Annotated in this window: 17 protein-coding genes; 1 reads left to right on the top strand and 16 read right to left on the bottom strand. The window is 54.1% G+C overall.

The genetic code is table 11. The annotated features are described in order from the left end of the window. Positions 1 to 3: 3 nt before the first annotated feature. From OGV82_RS02360 to OGV82_RS02345, 4 genes are read right to left on the bottom strand one after another with little or no spacing between them, the layout of a single operon-like run. A complete protein-coding gene (locus OGV82_RS02360; RefSeq protein WP_047458706.1) occupies positions 4 to 723 on the bottom strand; it encodes an ABC transporter ATP-binding protein in 720 nt (239 codons plus the stop codon). After that, entirely contained in the window at positions 716 to 1,483 is a 768-nt protein-coding gene (locus OGV82_RS02355) for an ABC transporter ATP-binding protein (RefSeq protein WP_047458704.1), read from the bottom strand. Before OGV82_RS02355 ends, OGV82_RS02360 begins: the two co-directional genes overlap by 8 nt. After that, positions 1,480 to 2,586, bottom strand: coding sequence for a branched-chain amino acid ABC transporter permease (locus tag OGV82_RS02350; RefSeq protein ID WP_012133753.1), 1,107 nt, complete (start codon positions 2,584 to 2,586; stop codon positions 1,480 to 1,482). The genes OGV82_RS02355 and OGV82_RS02350 overlap by 4 nt, the downstream gene beginning before the upstream one ends. 10 nt (positions 2,587 to 2,596) lie before the next feature. Then, a complete protein-coding gene (locus tag OGV82_RS02345; RefSeq protein ID WP_024130638.1) occupies positions 2,597 to 3,547 on the bottom strand; it encodes a branched-chain amino acid ABC transporter permease in 951 nt (316 codons plus the stop codon). 171 nt (positions 3,548 to 3,718) lie between these two features. Between OGV82_RS02345 and OGV82_RS02340 the strand changes: the two genes are divergently transcribed. Then, positions 3,719 to 4,651, top strand: a complete 933-nt coding sequence (locus OGV82_RS02340) for a LysR substrate-binding domain-containing protein (RefSeq protein WP_047458702.1) — start codon at positions 3,719 to 3,721, stop codon at positions 4,649 to 4,651. A gap of 51 nt (positions 4,652 to 4,702) precedes the next feature. On the opposite strand, the gene OGV82_RS02335 is transcribed toward OGV82_RS02340, so the two are convergent. The 12 genes from OGV82_RS02335 to OGV82_RS02280 form a co-directional block, all read right to left on the bottom strand. Continuing rightward, the gene (locus tag OGV82_RS02335; protein ID WP_052194413.1) at positions 4,703 to 5,509 is read right to left on the bottom strand and encodes a phosphate/phosphite/phosphonate ABC transporter substrate-binding protein; all 807 of its coding nucleotides are present in this window, start codon (positions 5,507 to 5,509) and stop codon (positions 4,703 to 4,705) included. Further along, entirely contained in the window at positions 5,506 to 6,510 is a 1,005-nt protein-coding gene (locus OGV82_RS02330) for an ornithine cyclodeaminase family protein (protein WP_286462610.1), read from the bottom strand. Before OGV82_RS02330 ends, OGV82_RS02335 begins: the two co-directional genes overlap by 4 nt. Continuing rightward, positions 6,507 to 7,478 (bottom strand): ABC transporter ATP-binding protein, encoded by a 972-nt coding sequence (locus OGV82_RS02325; RefSeq protein ID WP_047458700.1) that lies wholly within the window; start codon positions 7,476 to 7,478, stop codon positions 6,507 to 6,509. The genes OGV82_RS02330 and OGV82_RS02325 overlap by 4 nt, the downstream gene beginning before the upstream one ends. An 11-nt stretch (positions 7,479 to 7,489) precedes the next feature. After that, positions 7,490 to 8,122, bottom strand: a complete 633-nt coding sequence (locus OGV82_RS02320) for an ABC transporter permease (RefSeq protein WP_047458696.1) — start codon at positions 8,120 to 8,122, stop codon at positions 7,490 to 7,492. Next, positions 8,119 to 8,742, bottom strand: coding sequence for an ABC transporter permease (locus OGV82_RS02315; protein WP_047458693.1), 624 nt, complete (start codon positions 8,740 to 8,742; stop codon positions 8,119 to 8,121). The genes OGV82_RS02320 and OGV82_RS02315 overlap by 4 nt, the downstream gene beginning before the upstream one ends. Beyond that, a complete protein-coding gene (locus OGV82_RS02310; protein ID WP_101743935.1) occupies positions 8,742 to 10,286 on the bottom strand; it encodes an HAL/PAL/TAL family ammonia-lyase in 1,545 nt (514 codons plus the stop codon). The genes OGV82_RS02315 and OGV82_RS02310 overlap by 1 nt, the downstream gene beginning before the upstream one ends. Before the next feature lie 9 nt (positions 10,287 to 10,295). After that, positions 10,296 to 11,177, bottom strand: coding sequence for a glycine betaine ABC transporter substrate-binding protein (locus OGV82_RS02305; RefSeq protein WP_012133744.1), 882 nt, complete (start codon positions 11,175 to 11,177; stop codon positions 10,296 to 10,298). A gap of 179 nt (positions 11,178 to 11,356) precedes the next feature. Next, positions 11,357 to 11,944, bottom strand: a complete 588-nt coding sequence (locus OGV82_RS02300) for a LuxR C-terminal-related transcriptional regulator (RefSeq protein ID WP_101743934.1) — start codon at positions 11,942 to 11,944, stop codon at positions 11,357 to 11,359. A gap of 45 nt (positions 11,945 to 11,989) precedes the next feature. Then, positions 11,990 to 12,655 carry an EAL domain-containing protein gene (locus OGV82_RS02295; RefSeq protein WP_101743933.1) on the bottom strand — a complete coding sequence of 222 codons (666 nt, stop codon included), beginning with the start codon at positions 12,653 to 12,655 and terminating at the stop codon, positions 11,990 to 11,992. Positions 12,656 to 12,707: 52 nt separating this feature from the next. Then, positions 12,708 to 13,490 (bottom strand): hypothetical protein, encoded by a 783-nt coding sequence (locus tag OGV82_RS02290; RefSeq protein ID WP_145991246.1) that lies wholly within the window; start codon positions 13,488 to 13,490, stop codon positions 12,708 to 12,710. Positions 13,491 to 13,807: 317 nt separating this feature from the next. Then, positions 13,808 to 14,899 (bottom strand): fimbrial protein, encoded by a 1,092-nt coding sequence (locus OGV82_RS02285; RefSeq protein ID WP_047458669.1) that lies wholly within the window; start codon positions 14,897 to 14,899, stop codon positions 13,808 to 13,810. A gap of 15 nt (positions 14,900 to 14,914) precedes the next feature. Then, positions 14,915 to 17,353 (bottom strand): fimbria/pilus outer membrane usher protein, encoded by a 2,439-nt coding sequence (locus OGV82_RS02280; protein WP_101743931.1) that lies wholly within the window; start codon positions 17,351 to 17,353, stop codon positions 14,915 to 14,917. Positions 17,354 to 17,360: the final 7 nt, after the last annotated feature.

The following is a 17,360-nucleotide window of genomic DNA, read 5'->3' as shown; positions in this document are numbered from 1 at the left end:
GTGTTAAACAGGCATTTCGCCCAAATAAATCTGTGCAATTTGATCGTCATTAAGCATCGCTTTCGACTCGCCGTGATGCACAATGCTGCCGCTGTCCATCACCCAGGCGCTGTCGGTTACTTCCAGCGCTAGTCGGGCGTTTTGTTCAATGAGCAGCAGGGCGACGCCGCGTGCGCGCAGCCCGGCGATCACGGTAAAAATGTTTTCCACCATCCTGGGGGCTAACCCCATAGACGGCTCGTCGAGGATCAGCAAACGCGGTCGGCTCAGCAGGGCGCGGTTGAGCGCCAACAGCTGCTGTTCGCCGCCAGAGAGCAGTCCTGCAAGCTGGTGCTGGCGTTCGCCAAGACGCGGGAAACGCTCAAAAATCTCTGCCATTTCGCGCTTAACGCGGGCGGTGTCACGCCTTAACCATGCCCCCATCTGCAAATTTTCAAGCACCGTCATGCGGGCAAAGATGCCGCGACCTTCCGGCACCATCACCAGCCCGTTGCGCAGCAGCGTCTCCGGTTTCTGTTTGCGTACGGCTTTGCCATTGAACTCAATGTTGCCGTTAAAACTTTCCAGCCCGGTGATGGCGCGCACGGTGGAACTTTTACCCGCGCCGTTGGCGCCAATCAGCGTGGCTTGTTCACCCTCATGCAGGGTAAAGGAGATATCGCGAACGGCCTGAATACCGCCGTAATGCACATCCAGGCGTTCCACCTTCAGTAACTCAGACATGCTTATTGCCTCCAAGCCAGGCTGCGATAACTGCCGGGTCGCGACGCACGCTATCCGGCGTGCCGCAGGCCAGCGTTTTGCCGTAATCGAGCACCGTCAGGCGGTCGCAGATGTTCATCACCAGCTTGACGTCGTGCTCGATCATCAGCAGGGTTTTGCCATCTTCACGAATACGGATTAACAGCTCGCCAAGCGCGACCTTCTCGGCGGCATTCATCCCCGCAGCAGGTTCGTCAAGCGCCAGAAGCAGCGGATCTGTAGCCAGCGCGCGGGCGATCTCAAGACGACGCTGGTGGCCATAGGCCAGATCGCAGGCGTGGTAATGGGCAAACTTTGCAATGCCGGTGTACTCCAGCCAGCGCCAGGCCTGTTCGCGGGTTTGCGCTTCTTCCTCACGGGCGCGTTTATGGCGGCTCAGTGCAGCCCATAGCCCATTACGGGTACGAACGTGGCGACCGACCATCACGTTTTCCAGCACCGACATCTCGTTGAACAGACGCACGTTTTGAAAAGTGCGTGCAATCCCGGCGGCGGTGACTTTCTCTATCTGTTTTGGGTAATAGGGTTGGTCTGCAATAAAAAACGCCCCTCTGTCTGCCGGATAAAGCCCGGTAATCAGGTTAAAACAGGTGGTTTTTCCGGCTCCGTTGGGGCCGATCAGACCGTAGATCTCGCCTTTATTAATGGAAAGCGAGACATCGTCCACGGCGGTCAGGCCGCCAAAGCGTTTGGACATATTGCTCACGGTTAACAGGCTCATGCTTTCACCTCTTTGTGGCGAACCGGCCAGATACCGGATGGGCGAACCAGCATCACCAGCACCAGTGCAAGGCCGTAGAAGAGCTGACGCAAAATTTCCGGGTCAATCAGTACCGTGCCGAACAACATCTGTTGAACAGGGGCCGCCTGGCTACGGAGCAGTTCCGGCAGAGCGGTCAGGAGCACCGCACCGAGGATCACGCCAGGGATGTGGCCCATACCGCCCAGCACCACCATCGCCAGCACGGCAATGGACTCTTGCAAGGTGAAGGATTCCGGGGAGACAAATCCCTGAAACGCGCCAAACAGTGCGCCAGCGACGCCGCCAAACGAGGCGCCCATAGCAAAAGCCAGCAGCTTATAGTTGCGCACGTTAATGCCCATCGCGCGGGCCACGTCTTCGTCCTCACGAATCGCGTGCCAGGCGCGACCGATACGTGAGTGTTGCAGGCGCAGGCAGACAAAAATGATCGCCACAATGACCAGCATCAGCAGGTAGTACCACAGCCACAACGCGGGTACTTTAAAGCCGAGCCAGTGATAAACACCGCTGAACTTCAGGCCAAACAGATTAAGCGTATCCACGCCGGTGATGCCTTTGGCGCCGTTGGTGATATTCACCGGGCGATCGAGGTTGCGCATCAGAATGCGGATAATTTCGCCAAAGCCCAGCGTAACAATTGCCAGATAATCCCCGCGCAGCTTCAGCGTCGGTGCGCCAAGCAAAATGCCGCATACGGCAGCGACCAGTGCCGCAGCCGGAACGATCAGCAGATACGAGGTATGTAGCCCGTCCGGGAACCAGACGGCGAGGATTGGGAACACCTCAGACAGATGGGGAGAGGCCAGCAGAGCGGCCAGATAAGCCCCAACGGCATAAAAGGCAATAAACCCCATATCCAGCAGGCCGGTATAGCCCACGACGATATTGAGCCCCAGCGCCAGCATGATGTAGAGCAGGGCGAAATCGATCACGCGGACCCAGTAGTTACCGCCAAGCTGACTGGCAACGACAGGAGCAATCAGCAATGCGATGCAGAACAAAGTCATACCTGACCAAAATTTGCGCGTCGTGGCTGGAGCTTGCAGTTGTACGGTTGTCATTGATTTTCCCTTACGCTCTGTGCGCCACGCGCTCGCCCAGCAAACCTGCCGGACGGAATACCAGCACCAGGATCAACACGATGAAGGCAAACACGTCCTGGTAATTACTGCCAAAGACGCCGTTAGTGAGTTCACCGAGATAGCCCGCACCCAGCGCTTCTATGACGCCCAGTAAAATCCCGCCGATCATCGCGCCGCGAATATTGCCAATGCCGCCAAGCACGGCGGCGGTGAACGCTTTAATTCCGGGGAGAAAGCCCATTGAGAAGCTGGCGTTACCGTAGTTGCTCGCCATCATCACGCCGGCCAGCGCCGCAAAAATGCCGCCGATAGCAAACGTCAGGGTGATGATGGCGTTTGGGTTAACGCCCATCAGCGTGGCGACTCGCGGATTCTCTGCCACTGCGCGCATGCCTCGCCCGAGGCGAGTGTATTCAACCAGCAGCCACAGACCGGTCATGACCGCCAGCGCCAGCCCGACGGTGACAATGCCGGTGAGAGTGATAATCGCGGGTGGATGAGTTTCGCCGCCGGAGGTCACGGCGATCGGGGCCATCGACAGGATCTGCGGGAACATCAGCGGGTTGCGGGTCCAGACGATCATCGCCACGGTTTGCAGTAATACGGAAACGCCGATACCGGAGATCAGCGGAGCCAGCCGTGGAGCGTTACGCAGCCTGCGATAGGCGAAACGTTCTACCGCCATTGCCAGCAGGGCGCAGACGGCCATCGCAATGAGCAGCGCTACACCGAGTTGCAGTAACTGCGGCATAGCAGGGAAGGTATGATTCAGGACATTGATGGCGGAGAGCGTAGTGAGCGCGCCAACCATCAGGATATCGCCGTGAGCAAAGTTAATAATACGCAAAATACCATACACCATGGTATAGCCCAGCGCGATCAGCGCGTAGATGCTGCCCAGCATCACACCGTTTATCAGTTGTTGTATGAGTGTGTCCAACGTTTGTACCCGACAAATTGCTCTTTCAGTGGGTACCATCCAATAATTGAATAAAATTGTAAAATACACATATATTATTTCTTATGATAAACAGATATTTTCATATCTTAATGATTAATATGATTATTTTATTAATCACAAAACAAGGTTACAGCCTAAAGAAATCAATATATGAATAAAACAGAACAATTGACGACATTGCCCTCCTTTGCGGAGAGTCGCCTTGCCAACGATCCTCCGTTGCGGGCGGTGCGCGCCTTTGAAGCCATTGCCCGGTTAGGAAGCGTGACGCAAGCCGCGAGGGAACTGGCGATTTCTCCATCTGCGGTTAGCCATCAGCTCAAGTTACTTGAGGGATATCTGCAAATCGCGCTCACCGAACGGCATGGGCGACGACTGGCGCTGAGCCAGCAAGGGCGTGAATATTATCGTTCGATCCGTGCGGCGTTTAACGTTTTGCGTCAGGCGACGGAGCATCTGGTGGAGCAGGAGCAGACCCGGCAGGTAACGATTAGCCTGATTCCGCTTTTTGGGATGGGATGGTTTATTCCTCGCCTGCCGATGTTTATGCGCGCGAATCCGCATACCGAGATTAACGTGGTGTATGCCAATCACCGCAACTATCTGAGTGATGCTTCAGACATGTCGATCCGCTTCGGCAATGGCAACTGGGCGGGATACCAGAGTGAAAAACTGATTTCCGGGCGCATGGTGCCAGTATGCAGCCAGGCGTTTTTGCGACTGCATGGTCATATTGATACCCCGGAGCAACTGATGCAGATGCCGCTGCTGCATGATGAAGAACGAACCACCTGGCATCAATGGTTTATTCAGCAGGGCGTGAAGCGTTCCCCGCCGCGCAGCGGCCCCTTGTTTGAGGACGGTCTGCTGACGCTGGCGGGCGTACAGGCAGGACTGGGATGCGCCCTGATGCGCGAACCCCTCATTATGCCGTACCTGGACAAAGGCGAGCTGGTGAAGATTTTCGATCTGCCAATAGATGACGGGCGCGACTACTATTTGTGCGTCCGCCAGGATAGTGAAATGACGCAGGATGGCAAACTATTACAGAACTGGTTAAGGCGCGAAGCGGCTACCGTATAACGATGTCACCGCATATGAAGCGAATATGGGCGACATAATGAAATGCCGTTTTCAGCGTAGCGTTGCATAGCCTCTGGAGAACGCAATTTCTTCCCGGTCGCAGACGACTTGCCAGGCGTCTGCTGACGGGGTGATAAATCCCCGCAGCCCCAGAGGCCGTAATAGCGTGGCGTCGCGTTCTGTGTTCAGCGTCAGCAGCGCCGTTTGCAGCGCCGTAATGGCCTGTGGATTAACGGTATCGCTTGCCACCAGTAAAGGCATCGGTGCAGGAACGCTGCGCGTCAGTATGCGCACATGGCGCGTTAGTTCCGGCTCATACCGGCACAGAAGCGACCAGGCATAGCTGTCCAACGGGCCGACATCCGCTTCGCCCGCCGCCAGCGCTTCCACCACGCGTCGCGGGGTGATTAGCGGCCCGACAAGCGTGCGATAGAGCGTCTTTCGCGTCTCGTTAATGTATGCCGACAGATGATAGCGTACCGCGTTATAGCCGGAGTGCGACTCTGGGTTGGTATACGCCAGCCGCCCGCTGAACGTCTCTTCCAGACATCTGGCGGTAGACGATGTTGGCACCATAAATAGGGTGCGGTAGTGCCCTGGAATCCCTTCCCTGGTGGCCTCTTCCGTAACCGGCGCGGCCACCGGGCGTACCGGAAAGCGCCGCTGCGCGAAGGGCCAGCCGCACATGAATACCGCCAGCAGATCGGAACGAGCCCATAGCCCCTCCAGCCTGGCCGGGGCCGGGTAGTCAACAATCTCTGCCGTCAGCCCGGCGCGGCGCACGGCTTCGGGCAGGAGTCTTTTCCACCCCTCCGCCGCTGCCGGAGTTACCGAGTACATTCTTGCGTTAACAATCATCGGTAGCGTAGCTCCTGACCAATACCCAGCGCACGCGCTTTCTTCAGCATCGTATGCCCCAGTGCAATATCGCTTAGCGACAGCCCCCGGTGCCAGAAGAGGATGGTTTCATCATCATTTTCACGGCCTGACTTCGTGCCCGCGACAATGTCACCCAGCTCGGCATGCAGGGTATGCTCACTTAATTTTCCCGCTTCTACGTGGGCTCGCAGTGAACCAAACATGCCGCCTTTGCACTGCCCCCAGTCGTCCACCACCAGCTTGTCCATCATGTCGGTGAGCGACAGCTCCACGGCGCTCATGGTGCCGTAGGGCACAACAAAGGCGCCGGGCTTTATCCATTCTGTTTTTAACAGCGGCGTCGGCGCATTAAGACGCGAGGCTTCGACCACAATATCCGCGCCGCGCACGCAGCTTTCCCAGTCATCGGTAACGATGATTTTTTTGCCGAGATCCTGCTCCAGACGGCGGGCAAATGCGGTACGGCTTTCCGGGCGACGCGAATGAATGCGGATTTCATCAAAATCATAAATGCTGTTGAGCAGGCGAACGTTCCACCAGGCGGTTCCCCGCGCGCCGATATGCCCCAGCACTTTACTGTTGCGGCGGGCAAGGTGGCGTGCGCCCAGCGCGGTAAGCGCGCCGGTGCGCATATCTGTGATTGCCGATGCGTCCAGAATGGCGACCGGCATCCCGGTGCGCGGATCGAACAGGTTCAGTAGCGCCATTTCCGAGGGCAGCCCGAGCGTATAGTTATTGACGTAATCGCCGACGATTTTTACCCCGGCGAGTCCCAGCGGTTCGATATAACCGCGCAGCACGTTAAAGTGGCCGTTAAACGCTTTATCGGGAATTAAATGCATGCGCGGTTCAATGACTGTTTTTTTCTCTCCCTGTGCCCGCAGCCCGTCCTCCACCGCCGTGAGGATTTCCGTATCCGTGAGCTTCAGTTGGTCAACGTCGGGGCCGTTTAGCCAGGTTAAATGGATGGGTTGAGTCATAAATTTCTCTCACTGGTAGCATGGTTCGCATCGGGTCGTACGTGGGTGAAAAGCCGCTGGCGAGTTAATACGCCAACGGGTGCGCCGCATTTGGTGACGGTGATGCTGTCGGCGCGCCGGGAAAGCATCAGCGCCAGCGCGTCTTTCAGAGTAGCGTTGACGTCAAGCCGTTGTGGATGGTCAGCGTTCAGAGACGTTTCCATCGCCTGGGCGACCGGGGTAATAGCAAGAAGTTTCAGCGCCGCATCGCTGCCGACAAAAGCCGCGACGAACTCATCTGCCGGGGCCGAGAGCACTTCAGCGGGCGGGGCATACTGACACAGGCGCCCTTCGCGCATAATGGCGATGCGATCGCCCATTTTGATGGCCTCATCAAGATCGTGAGTGACGATAATCACCGTCTTTTTCACGCGTTGCAGAATCTGCTTAAACTCGGTCTGTAATCGCCCGCGAACCAGCGGATCGATGGCGCCGAACGGTTCATCCATCAGCATGACCGGCGGGTCCGCCGCCAGTGCGCGGGCAACGCCGACTCGTTGCCGCTGACCACCGGAAAGCGCGGCAGGAAATCGGCTGGCGTATTGCCGGGCATCCAGCCCGACCAGTTCCAGTAATGTTTCCACTCGCGCCTGAATACGCGAGGCGCTCCAGCCCAGCAGGCGCGGCACCGTGGCGATGTTGTCCGCGACGGTCATATGCGGGAACAGTCCGACGTTCTGAATAACGTAGCCGATATGCCGACGCAGCATCACCGGATCTTCCGTTGCGACGTCGCGCCCGTTTACCCGGACACGCCCGGAAGTGGGTTGTTCCAGCCGGTTGATTAAGCGCATGGTGGTGGTTTTACCGCAGCCGGAAGGGCCAATCAGGGCCGTGGTGGTTCCCTCTTCAAATGTCATGGAGAGATCGTCAAGCGCTTTACGCGGCGAACCAGGATAAATTTTGCTAATATTTTCCAGTGTAATCATTGTATTAGCCCTTACGTCGGCTGAGAATACAGGCGCTCAAGCAGGGCGAAAAGCGCTTCGATAGCCACAGCGAGCAGAATAATCGGCACCGCGCCGACCAGCAGGCGCGACATGTCCATGATGGCAATGCCGGTGGTGACAAAATCCCCCAGACCGCCGCCACCGATAAATGACGCCAGAGCCGCGCCGCCGACAACCTGTACGGCGGCGGTACGGCAGCCGGCGAGAATGCCGGGAGCCGCCAGAGGCAGTACGATTTTGCCTGTGACCTGCCAGGGCGTCAGCCCCATGCCGTGCGCCGCTGAGAGCGTATCCGGGTTCACGGACTGAATGCTGGTGCAGGTGTTGAGCAAAATCGGCGGCACGGCCAGCACCACCAGCGCGACGACTGAAGGCAGCAGGCCAATACCGAGAAACGGCATGACCGCCGCAAGGATCGCCAGACTTGGGATCGTCCGCAGCGTGCTGGCGCCGCTGGTGATGATAAAAGCGAGGCGAGGGATGTTCGCGATCAGCACACCCGTCGGGATAGCAATAATCAGGGCGATGCTGAGCGCCAGCCCGCACATCATCAGATGCTGCCACACTGCCTGCCAGAACAGCGGCTGGTTATCCAGCACCCATAGCCATGCCTGGGTTATCATTGGTCTCTCCCCTGTAAAACGCGCCGCTGTAGCCGGACAAAAAACAGATCCGCGCCGATCGCCAGCAGCGACGTCAGGCCGCCGCCGATAAATATTTTCTCTGGATAGCGCTGATCCAGCCCGGCGAGAATAATTGCGCCAAGTCCACCGGCGTTGATATATGCCGCGACCGTAGCGATGCCGATAAGCGTGGTGGTGGCAATGCGCAGTCCGGTGATGATGAACGGTAGCGCCAGCGGCAGTTCCACTTCGCGCAGATTGCGCCAGGCGCCATATCCCATTCCGCGCGCCGCTTCGCGGACGTCCAGCGGAATGGCATGAAAACCGGTGGCAATATTGCGGGTCAGGATCATCAGCGCATAGGCTGTCAGCCCGACAATCGCCGGGAGCATTCCGATGCCGAGCCACGGGATGAGCAGTGCGAATAGCGCCAGCCCTGGAATGGAAAAAATCATGCCGGTGACCGCCATCACCAACGCATACAGTCGCGGGCGGCGGGCGGTGGTAATGCCGAGAAACAGTGAAATAGCGAACACCATCAGCATTGCGGCACCGACCAGTACCAGATGCTGCCAGAGCGCCAGCAGAATGTCGTCATAGTGTCGCGTCGCCCAGCGCATCAGGAGGTCTCCAGCAATACGGCCTGGCCTGCAAGCCATTCCGGCTGCATTATCGCGTCGGCCAGAACGGAAATATCGCCAGCGCTGGCGCGATCTTCATCCAGCGGCGCCACCCGAGCGCGAATCTTGTCGTGTAATGCCGTTGCATAGCGTCCTGGCCGTGGCGACGCCTGAAGATCCAGCGCCTGCGCGGCGACCAACAGTTCAATGGCCACCAGATAGCGCAGGCTTTCCAGTAGTCGTGTGGTTTTGGCGACCACCCCCATTGCCTGCGAGGCGTAATCTTCAATCCGATCGGCTACCGGCATCGTCAGCGGGGAGAGCGGCTGGGCATGATGGGCGATATCGCTGACCAGCGCGGAAACCGTTTTTTGCAGCGTGGCGAAGCCTGTCTGCCCGGCGTGGCGGGTGAGAAAACGCGGCAGGCCGCTGGCGGCGGGTGACATCAGTTTCATGATGCGTTCGCCGCTGCATGCGGCATGGCGGGCGAGAGCCAGCCCGAGGCTTTCCAGCGCCAGCGCCAGATGCGTGGCATCAAAATTGGCATTTGCCAGAACTTGTTCAGACTCAGCCAGCAGGCCGGGATTGTCGTCGGCGCTGTTGAGTTCCAGTTCCACCGCCGCGCGGGCATTCAGCCAGGCATGGCAAACGCAGGCCAGCACCGGCGCGACGCAGCGGAAGCTGAGCGGGTCCTGCAACGAACGCGCGCTGCCGGGCTGGAGTAGCGGGCTGCCTTCCAGCAGCGCCAGCAGATACGCGGCGGTCTTAGCCTGTTGCGGTGCGGGGCGCATCCGCGCCGCCCAGGGCGTCAGCGGCGAGATATTAGCGCGAAATGCTTCAAACGAGAGCGCGATAGCGCCCGCGTGGGCGTTCATAAGCCGGGCTGCGTCGTGCAGCAGCAGCGCGGCGAGGCCAACGCTGGCGGCGTTAGACGACACCAGCGCCAGCCCGTCTTTTCCACGCAGCGGCGCAGGCGTCAGACCCGTCTGGTTCAGCAGTGCGGAGACTGGCGCCACCGTACCCTGAAATTCCGCTTCGCCATCGCCGATGAGCGCGCGTCCGATATGCGCCAGCGGCGCGAGATCCGCTTCGCCGATAGATCCGATAAGCGGAACGCGCGGATGGATGCCTTCGTTGATAAAGGCCAGCAGCATCTGCGCCACGGGCAGAGAAATACCCGATGCGCCCTGCACGAAACCCGCAAGACGCGCCAGCATGATCGCGCGAACCTGTGCGGGCGTTGCCTGCTGGCCGACGCCGACCGCCCGCGCCAGCGGGATTCGTCGCTGAATCGCCTGTAGCAGACCCTCATCGTGACGGTCATTTTGCGTGTGCAGCAGCGTCGTATCGACATTAGCGCCAAGCCCGGTGGTGACGCCATAGATATGTTTTCCGGCGCTGATGCTATGCAGCAGAAAATCAAAGGACGCGCTGATGGCCTGCTGCGCCTGCGCCCCCAGCGCGACAGTCTGGCCGCAGTCAGCAACAGCTCGCACGTCATCAAGCGTGAGCGGCGCGTCGCCCAGAAAAAGTGTCGTTGTCACGGTCGTACCCTATTTAATTACGCCTTTTGCGCGCAAAAAGTCTTCCGCCACATCGCGCGGTTCTTCTTTATTCTTTTCCACTTCCGCATTCAGTTTTTGCATCGTGGCGTTATCAAGCAACTGGCTGATGTTATTTAAAATGTCGCGAACCTGGGGATGTGCCTGTAGTGCTGTATCGCGCACGACCGGCGCAACTTCGTAGGGAGGGAAGAGGTGTTTGTCGTCTTCCAGTGCGACATACTGGTTTTCCGCGATTTGCCAGTCGGTTGCGAAGCCGTTTGCGACGTCTATTTGCCCGGCAGCAAGGGCGTCGTAGCGCAGGCCGACTTTGGCAAACTGGCGGAAAGCTTTAAATTTAATGCCGTAGGTCTGCTCCAGCCCTTTCAGGCCGTCCTGACGGTCGCCAAACTCCGCACCTGCGCCGATGGTCAGTTCCGGCGCGGCTTTGGCGAGATCGGAGAGCGTTTTCAGGTGGTATTTCTCTGCGGTTTGTTTGCTCACCAGCAGTGCGTAGCCGTTGTTCACGCGGGCTGGTTGCAGCCAGGTGAGATGATATTGCTGCTGGTAGGCGTCGCTGACCTGCTTAAACACCTGTGCGGCATCGGAGGAGGGCTTTCCTTTGACCACTGCGCTGAGCGCCGTACCGGTATATTCCGGGTACATATCAATTTCGCCTTTCAGCAGCGCGGCGTGGGCGATTAGCGTCCCGCCCAGGTTTGTTTTGCGTTCAACGGAAAGACCGGATTGCTCCAGTGCCTGGGCATAGATTTCCGCCAGAATATATTGTTCGGTAAAGTTTTTGCTGCCCACAACGAAATCCGCTGCCTGCGCCTGCGCTGCGAACAACCCCAGCGCCAGCCAGGAGGCTGCCAGTTTGTTTTTTATGCTCATCCCCGTTTCCCCGCAAAGAAATGCATGAATTTACTTGTATATACAAACCAGCGAAGCTAGCAGCATATTGACGGCGCATGAAATAGGGATTCGTTCTTTCTTATAACGAAACTTTAAATGTTTACTATTTGGCTGACTTCTCCTCGTACCAGCATCGCCAGACAAGTTTCAGACGGGGCTCAGTGCCGTTGAATGGTCTTAACGGCGGAGAGCGCCGGGTGGATACATAAGTAATTTTGGCTGCTCAGTAATCCCATCTTTTTTAATGCCGACCTCTTGTAGTAAGAGACCGTTTTTTCAGAGATGTTTATTGCGCTGTACATTCGTTTCACATTCCCGGCACGGACTAACTCGCTGAGAATAAAAAACTCTTTGTCAGTGATGGTGTTATTTTCCGTATTTTTTCTATTTGAAATAGCAATCAGAATATCGTTTAATTCTGATAGTGTTTTGTTTTTATTGAAGTAATATACACCGTACTGGCAAAAGAAATGGCGACGGGAATGCAGGCCTGACGGTGATATGCACAGCGTAACCTTACTAAAGAAAAAGGTTATTAACCTGTCGAGTAAACCCGGTTCTCTGACGGAGAGTAACACAACGGTATCTTTTGATAGCGAAAAAGAGGTGGTTAGCGTGAAACGTTCAAACTCGCCAGCATCGCTTAAAAAAATGCTCTCAACACGCGTACCTGACTCTTTCATCCCTTTCGATATACCCGTCAGATAATAGATGTCATCAGACACTATCACTATTTTCGACTTCATTTGAATCCCTTTTTTATATTTGAAATATGCTGATTTCCTTAATATTTAAATCGTTATTACGAATGATTCTCGCTCATCAACGGGCCAGAGAAATCCCTGGGCATAATGTACGTCGCTCTCCGAAATAAAGCGGTGCTGGTATTCGTTTTCAACGCCCTCCACCAGAACATGATCCGTCAGATATTCCACCTGCTTTACCAGCGTTGTCATTGCTGAGGTATCCTGTTCAGCGGATATTCTCCAGAGTTCATGTTTATCAATTTTAATCCCATCAAAGCGAAAGGGGAGTTGCGCAATTAACGGAATATGCCTGACATAGAGATCGTCCAGCCAAAGTTGAGTATTAAAAGCGCGCATTAGGGTCAGAATTGCATCAATATGCGGCACAAGTCGCGGAAAATAAGACTCGCTTTGCTGGCAATCAATTTCAATGACCTTTGGGCCGGGTAACATGGCAAGAATCGATCTGAGCCACACCAGATTCATAAGCAATGGAATCGTAATATTCAAAAATAAAATGCCATTGCGATCGTGCTGATTTGCTACTCCCGTGCATATCTGTTCCTGAACAATATGTGACAGGAGTTCTGGCGAAACAGAGCGGAAAAATAGCTCTGGATCTGCCCCTTCCGGCTGGCAGAGCACCTCACCGCCAATCCGTCTACCGGTCTGGACATGAATGATAGGTTCGATACGGCACATGAGTTTCATAATAATGGCATATCCTTTTTAATTATAAACGGTGCATCGGGATTTTCTGGGATTAATTAAATCGGTCGCGATAAGATATGCTTGCACTTTTTAGTGGATTACTGTTTATCGCTTTCAGCATTTTTATGTGTTCATTTTTAGTGCTTAGATGCAGCTTTTTATTGATCTTTTTGATGTAGTAAAAAAGCGTGTGATAGCGTTTATTTATTATTTTTGCGATGTCATGGGTAGGCGTGCTGTGGGCCAGTTCGGTCAGCACGGTCCATTCAATGTCGTCAAAAGAATCCGGCTGTTCTATTTCAGCCATGAGATCGTTAATGTACTGGCTGTAAAAAGCCTCATCCAGCCAGCAGGCATGAACGGCATGATTAAGCTCGGACATGGGTTCATACTTAGAAACGATATTGATATAATGAAAACTTCGCAAAACCTGAAGCAGGTAACTGTTACGCGTAAAAGTAAACACCGTTAAGCGAATGCCAGGATAGTTTACCTGCATATCATAAATGAAATTAAGCGCCTCCAGCGCACTCTCCTCCAGCGTAAAAACTTCCATGACGACATTATCAATAATATGGTTTTCTATTTTGTATTTTGCTTCTCTGAATGTCGGGCTGGTGTGTAATACCAAAGGGTTGATCAGGTGTTTGCAAAGAAAATTAATCATATAGTTATCGGTATCAATAATTAACGTTGAATGGAGCGGCTGCGTAACGCTATTTAATGACTTGACAGAGTTTTCTATCATGACTAAATCAAATCTTGCAGTGGAAGGATTACAGGGGGAGTCCTCACTGCTGAGATAAAGAAATTGATCGTTCTGTAGTGTACGCATTATATTTTTCGATCCGCATATCGTTTACAATAATGACAAGATGTAAAATTTAACTGTAACTATTTATAAAATAAGAAAATAATAGTGATGCTATTAAAACACACCATGATAAGGCGTTGATATACACTTCATCCTTCAGGCTGCCTCTTTGTTGGCTGCGCTCATTCACCCCGGTCACGTACTACGTGTACGCTCCTGGGGGCTCATTCACTTGCCGCCTCGATGCTTCTCAAATGATTTTGTGTATAAATATCTTTCTTTTTTTGTTGAGGCTTCTGATTATTTCAGTAGATGACTATTCTGTTTCTCGCCTTTTATCATGGGTAAATGATGTTTACTTTCGCCGTGGTTTGTATTCTGCCTTCCGTCGGTTTGGCACCATAGATGTAATAATATGCTCTCAGTGGAATATCAAAATTGCTTCCCCACTGCGCAATCTTATAGAGTTCATACTCGCTGGTAATATTACCTGCGGTAAGCTCTGTCTGGCTGATGGCAATTTTTTTACTGGTATCGGCACGCATAATTCGCACCCCAATATTCCTTGCCGTTCCCTGGGTGTTTTTCAGGGTGTATTTATCCGTATCGACGCTGGCGCTACTGAGATAAAACTGAATGGTGCGTGTGCTCATGCCTTCTAACAGGTCGCTGCATTCGGCATGCAGAGTGAAGTTTTCATAAAACTGCGCTTCCTTTCCTGCGGATATCAGGCTGGTAAGATCGGTTTCCGGTAGCGTGACCGTCGTATCCGGGATGCTACAGGTGCTGACATGAGGACGATAATTGATCGTGATATTCTGGTAGAACAGGCGTTTCTCTTCGTCAGAACCGATAAGGCCTAATATCCATTTAATGAATTCGGCTAAATTAACGCCGGGAAACCAGAAATCGATACCTGAAGCATCAACAACGGATATAGCGTGAGCAAGAGTAATACTGGTTGCGTCCGGGCCAACGTTATAGACATAGGCCGGGTTGGCGCCGCTCGGTACGCTTTTGAGTAACTTAGCCTTATAGGTATAGACCACGTTATTCAGCGAAGTACCGGGAATATGACTTTCTCCAGAGCGACTATAGTCTTTTTTCGTGGGTACAATATTGCCGATGGTGAATTGCAATACATAGTTACCATAATTGATATAGGCCGTGCTGTTGGCCATTTCAGAGATAATGGCAACACGGTTAGCATAACCAATCCATTCGCCGGTACAGCTAAACGTACCGGATGACAGTGACAGGTTCTGCGAACCTGTGGTTTCGCTGCTGAGGGAAAGTGAATCCAGGTTGAGCACCAGATTGCTCTCTTTTTGCGCGCCGGAATCGCTTTTACAGGAGGCCTGTACGCCATAGCTTATCGATCCCAGTAGCCAGGCAAGAATTAACGTTATTGTACGGATAGTGATTTTCATCCTCTGCTCCTGCCATTAGCGGCAAATATTTATCTGACCATCGTGGGTCGGCTGGCTAATAACACAGCTTTGGCGGCCGTCACTGCTGGTTTTGATATGTAAACGTGACGGGAGCTGTTCCGTTTTCAGATACAACATTCCTCCCTGGGCGACATATCCGACGCTGGCGCCAGCATCGTCAAAAATTTCGGTGCCGAAGGGGAGAGGGCGCCCGTTAACGGCCCGTGCTGGCAACATGAACTGCCGCCGTTGGTCGGTATCGAAGCGCACATAGGTGACGGAACCCGCATAAGGCACCACTTCCTGGATATTGCCTTTCAGCTCAACGCCTTCCTTCATATGGGTGGTATCTAACTGGATTCGGTTTTTACGGTACGGGGACAGGTAAGGAACCAACGCTTTCCCGGCGGTATTCGTGGTGCGTGTGCCGTCGCCGCCCAGCGTGGCCCCTTGAGCGCCTGGCGCGTCGATAATCGCGAAGGTATCGCCCAACTGGCTGGACGTCAGCAGGCCGTCTCGATAAGCCACCAGGCTACCGCTGGCTCCCGCGCCGATCTGACGATAGTCTCCTGACTCGCTATAGCTGCCGTTTAAGGTGGTAAACGCAGTGCGATAGCTCAGGCTGCTGCTGGCCGAGTTATTCCCACCGCGACGGTTGCTGCCGCTGACGCTATAGGTCGCCTGATTAAATTCGCCTGCGGTTCCGCTGATCCCCACGTTCGTGTCGGAATAGCCGTCACGATTAAATGTAACGCTGCTGTTGAGGAAAACGGGCCGTTCAAAGAGACTCAGGGGCACCGAGAACGTGAGGTAATAACGTCGTTCTTCGCGCTGATTATCGTTACGCATGCTACTGGCTGAGAGGGTATAACTTACGGCGCCAACGTGGTTGGAATACCCCAGTTGATACTCTTTTGTTGTGCCATGACCATTCCAGTAGTCCCGCCAGGTTCCTGATAAGTAAAGGGAACCCAGTTCCTCACCCAGAGACTGGCTCAGGTTGATATTAAAGGTGTTTTTCTGGCGCATATATCTGGCATTAGGGCTGTCAGCGTTCTCTTTTTGCCAGTTATGCAAAGCGATTGCATCATTGAAGCTGTAATAGTTTTTCGTGGAATAGCGATACGCCGCCAGCGCAAAGTTCGTCCCGGTGACATTAAAGAAACGGCTAAAGGCGATTTTGTAACTTTGCCCACGGACTTTTTTATCTGCCGGAATTTGCGTTTGTGACTGTGTGACGTCAAAAGACAGCGCGCCAAACGGGAGGTTAAGGCCGCTCCCGAGAAGAAACGCGTTATAGTCTTCGCTGTAAATTACCCCGGTATAACCGGTGATCAGGTTATTGATCCCGTATTGATAGCTGCCCTGGGCAAACTGGGGGCGATAGCGGCTTTCTTCCGTGCGCGCTTCCCCCAGCAACAGACCATATTTCCCAATCCCTTCTTGCAGCATGTTTGGCACCGAAGAAAAGGGGACGATGAAACTGCTGGTGCGCCCGTCTGCTTCAATGACTTCGACATTCAGATCGCCGCCTGAGCCGGTAGGAAGGATATCCGCAATTTCAAATGGGCCAGGCGACACGTTTTTCTGATAAATAACCTGCCCGTTCTGACTAATTTTAACCAGCGCGTTAGACTGTGCGACGCCGCGTACAATCGGGGAAAAGCCCTGCTGAGAATCGGGTAACATGCGCATATCCGTGCCCATGCTGACGCCGCGAAAACGCAAAGAGTCAAAAAGATCGTTGCTGGAATAGCTGTCACCCATGCGGATGATCGATTTAAGCGCAGCGATCCCGCGCTCAACGTAGCGTGTATTGTTTGTCCATGATCCTTCCACGCCCTTGCTTTTGTTATAGCTGGAGCTATCGCGAAATTGCCAGCCAAACGCATTCAGCCCGCTGTTTAACTGGAAATAGGCGTTTTCCTGATTGCGTCCTCCGCCTTTGGCTTCGTTGTAGTTATAGTTGGCATTGTATCCCAGCATCAGCGCCGGAATGCCTTCATCCCAAAAGACGGGATCGACATAACCGCGCAGCGTCTGGCGAATATACGCCTGGGGAATGGTCAGACGCAGCGACATATCGGCCGCATTGACTTTCATACTGCCTCCGTGCAGTAACGTATTCACATCCACTCGCTCGCTGGCGCTATTTGCGGCAGGGACTATTGAGGGAAGAAGCCCAAGCTGGGCAATATTTTCATGCTGGAAAAACGTTCCTTCATCCGTGATATAAACGGGAAGGCGGCCTTTCCACTCCTCGTTAATAAAAACATCAAACGGGTATTCACCAGGAGGAAGCGCAGAGGCACGATAAAAACGCGACATATCGGCATTTTTAGAGTCACCGGCTAAAAAGTCAGTATTGAAAGCCACGGCATACGCCCGACTATAAATAGACATCATCGCCAGTATTGGCAATAAACATGCGTATTGACTCTTTTTACCAGCCATTGCCATC

Origin of the sequence: Citrobacter sp. CK191, from assembly GCF_030333435.1 — a bacterium.
Classification (GTDB): Bacteria; Pseudomonadota; Gammaproteobacteria; order Enterobacterales; family Enterobacteriaceae; genus Citrobacter_B; species Citrobacter_B koseri.
This window is presented reverse-complemented; position numbering and strand designations above follow the sequence as displayed.

What these genes read in the sequence shown, in the direction of transcription:
- OGV82_RS02360 (WP_047458706.1), bottom strand. Translation starts at nt 723, where the DNA reads ATGTCTGAGTTACTGAAGGTGGAACGCCTGGATGTGCATTACGGCGGT.
- OGV82_RS02355 (WP_047458704.1), bottom strand. Translation starts at nt 1,483, where the DNA reads ATGAGCCTGTTAACCGTGAGCAATATGTCCAAACGCTTTGGCGGCCTG.
- OGV82_RS02350 (WP_012133753.1), bottom strand. Translation starts at nt 2,586, where the DNA reads ATGACAACCGTACAACTGCAAGCTCCAGCCACGACGCGCAAATTTTGG.
- OGV82_RS02340 (WP_047458702.1), top strand. Translation starts at nt 3,719, where the DNA reads ATGAATAAAACAGAACAATTGACGACATTGCCCTCCTTTGCGGAGAGT.
- OGV82_RS02335 (WP_052194413.1), bottom strand. Translation starts at nt 5,509, where the DNA reads ATGATTGTTAACGCAAGAATGTACTCGGTAACTCCGGCAGCGGCGGAG.
- OGV82_RS02330 (WP_286462610.1), bottom strand. Translation starts at nt 6,510, where the DNA reads ATGACTCAACCCATCCATTTAACCTGGCTAAACGGCCCCGACGTTGAC.
- OGV82_RS02325 (WP_047458700.1), bottom strand. Translation starts at nt 7,478, where the DNA reads ATGATTACACTGGAAAATATTAGCAAAATTTATCCTGGTTCGCCGCGT.
- OGV82_RS02320 (WP_047458696.1), bottom strand. Translation starts at nt 8,122, where the DNA reads ATGATAACCCAGGCATGGCTATGGGTGCTGGATAACCAGCCGCTGTTC.
- OGV82_RS02315 (WP_047458693.1), bottom strand. Translation starts at nt 8,742, where the DNA reads ATGCGCTGGGCGACGCGACACTATGACGACATTCTGCTGGCGCTCTGG.
- OGV82_RS02305 (WP_012133744.1), bottom strand. Translation starts at nt 11,177, where the DNA reads ATGAGCATAAAAAACAAACTGGCAGCCTCCTGGCTGGCGCTGGGGTTG.
- OGV82_RS02300 (WP_101743934.1), bottom strand. Translation starts at nt 11,944, where the DNA reads ATGAAGTCGAAAATAGTGATAGTGTCTGATGACATCTATTATCTGACG.
- OGV82_RS02295 (WP_101743933.1), bottom strand. Translation starts at nt 12,655, where the DNA reads ATGAAACTCATGTGCCGTATCGAACCTATCATTCATGTCCAGACCGGT.
- OGV82_RS02290 (WP_145991246.1), bottom strand. Translation starts at nt 13,490, where the DNA reads ATGCGTACACTACAGAACGATCAATTTCTTTATCTCAGCAGTGAGGAC.
- OGV82_RS02285 (WP_047458669.1), bottom strand. Translation starts at nt 14,899, where the DNA reads ATGAAAATCACTATCCGTACAATAACGTTAATTCTTGCCTGGCTACTG.
- OGV82_RS02280 (WP_101743931.1), bottom strand. Translation starts at nt 17,353, where the DNA reads ATGGCTGGTAAAAAGAGTCAATACGCATGTTTATTGCCAATACTGGCG.